Consider the following 1,365-nt stretch of genomic DNA (forward strand, 5'->3'; position numbering starts at 1 on the left):
GGTGCCGCCTTGCGCCGTGCGACTGCCGGGGCTCGTGGCGGGGCCGGCGCCTCGGCGGGCGCCGCCGCCGGAGTCTGCCCACCCCCGGCGCTTGGCGCGGCGGCCTCGGCCACCGCGCGGGCATCCCATCCGCGGCGGGCCGGTCCTGCGGCACGGGCGTAGACGCTCTCGGACGCGCCCGCCTGCTCGGCCCACTCCTTGATCTCGTTGATGGGCTTGCGCTGGGCCTTGAGCTCGGCGAGCTCCTCAGCCTTGCCCGCCTCCTTGGCCCAGCGGGCGATCTGCTGGCCGATCGCCCGATTCTCCCTGCGCCGCTGCAGAGCTGCGTCCTGCTTATGCGCCGATCCAGGACACCGCCGACCGTGAGGGGCTCCGGGGCCGCCAGCCGCTCTGCACATCTGGGGTCCTTCCTGTCTGATCCGTCCCCTCTGGGGGGCTTCCATCAGGCAGAAAGCCCGATGGCCGCTCGGGATGTCCCGAGCGACCATCAGACTCATCAGGTGGGGCAGGCCCCTCAGCGCTGGGCCTCCGCAGCCCGCTTGCGCGCGAACACGTAGAGCATCAGAGTCAGCCCGCCCACCAGCACCAGAGCCAGGGCCAGAGCCGCCCACAGCGGCACACCCAGGCCGGTCTCCCCCAGGGGGAACGCCGCCTCCGTGGCCGGCACGAGCACGCCGTACTCGAGCAGGGCCTGCTGCACGGGAGTCAGGAACCGCGCGGCCAGCGTGGCCCCGGCCCCTGATCCCAGGATGAGCATGCCCATGAAGATCATCGCCATGGTGTCCGCGGGGTCCAGCTGTGAGTTGTCCTGCGCCATCAGTTCTCCTCCTGCATCACATGCATGGTCGGCACCATCTCCTGGGCGGAGATGGTGCAGGTCGCCGGCTCGCCGGTGAGCCGGTCGGTGTACTCCAGATAGACGTCGTCCCCGTCGGCCTCGGGGTATTCGGTGATGACCACCCACCCGCCGTCGGGATCGACCTGGGCAAGGTCACCCGGCTCGAGCTCGCCGGCTGCGCAGGTCGACTCCTCCCCGTAGCCCTCGAAATCGTCGTCCTCGGCGTCCTGGTACGTCCCGGGGACGACCGCGGCAGCAGCTCGCTCGACGATCACCGGCGAGCTCGACTCCTCCTCCTGCTGCTCGGGCGCCGCCGCTGGGCTGGTGTTCAACGAGCGCAACGCCGCCAGGGCGGCGGCCGGCGGCTGAGCCCCGGCGAGCGGGGGGCCTTGCACCTCGGGCTGGTCGGGGTCCTCGTACACCCGGGCCTGCATGTAGTCCCAGTACCCCAGCGGCTGGACCTCATCGTCGAGATCCGGGGCTGGCTCGAGGATCTCCACGAGCATCTTCTTGTGCAGCAGGGTGCG

At 71.4% G+C, this 1,365-nt stretch carries 2 protein-coding genes and 1 pseudogene; all 3 read right to left on the bottom strand.

Going from position 1 to position 1,365, the window contains the following annotated elements:
- Positions 1-398, bottom strand: a pseudogene (locus tag AC0VX0_RS12280) (hypothetical protein); the annotation flags it as partial.
- A 116-nt stretch (positions 399-514) separates the two neighbouring features.
- A complete protein-coding gene (locus AC0VX0_RS12285; RefSeq protein ID WP_475452184.1) occupies positions 515-817 on the bottom strand; it encodes a hypothetical protein in 303 nt (100 codons plus the stop codon).
- Positions 817-1,365, bottom strand: a 549-nt coding sequence (locus tag AC0VX0_RS12290) for a hypothetical protein (protein WP_475452186.1), incomplete at its 5' end; no start/stop codon positions are given. The genes AC0VX0_RS12290 and AC0VX0_RS12285, both read right to left, overlap by 1 nt.

It is taken from the genome of Micrococcus sp. iso_26, assembly GCF_056172975.1.

Coding starts and splice junctions, on each gene's coding strand:
- AC0VX0_RS12285 (WP_475452184.1), bottom strand. CDS start 817: ATGGCGCAGGACAACTCACAGCTGGACCCCGCGGACACCATGGCGATG.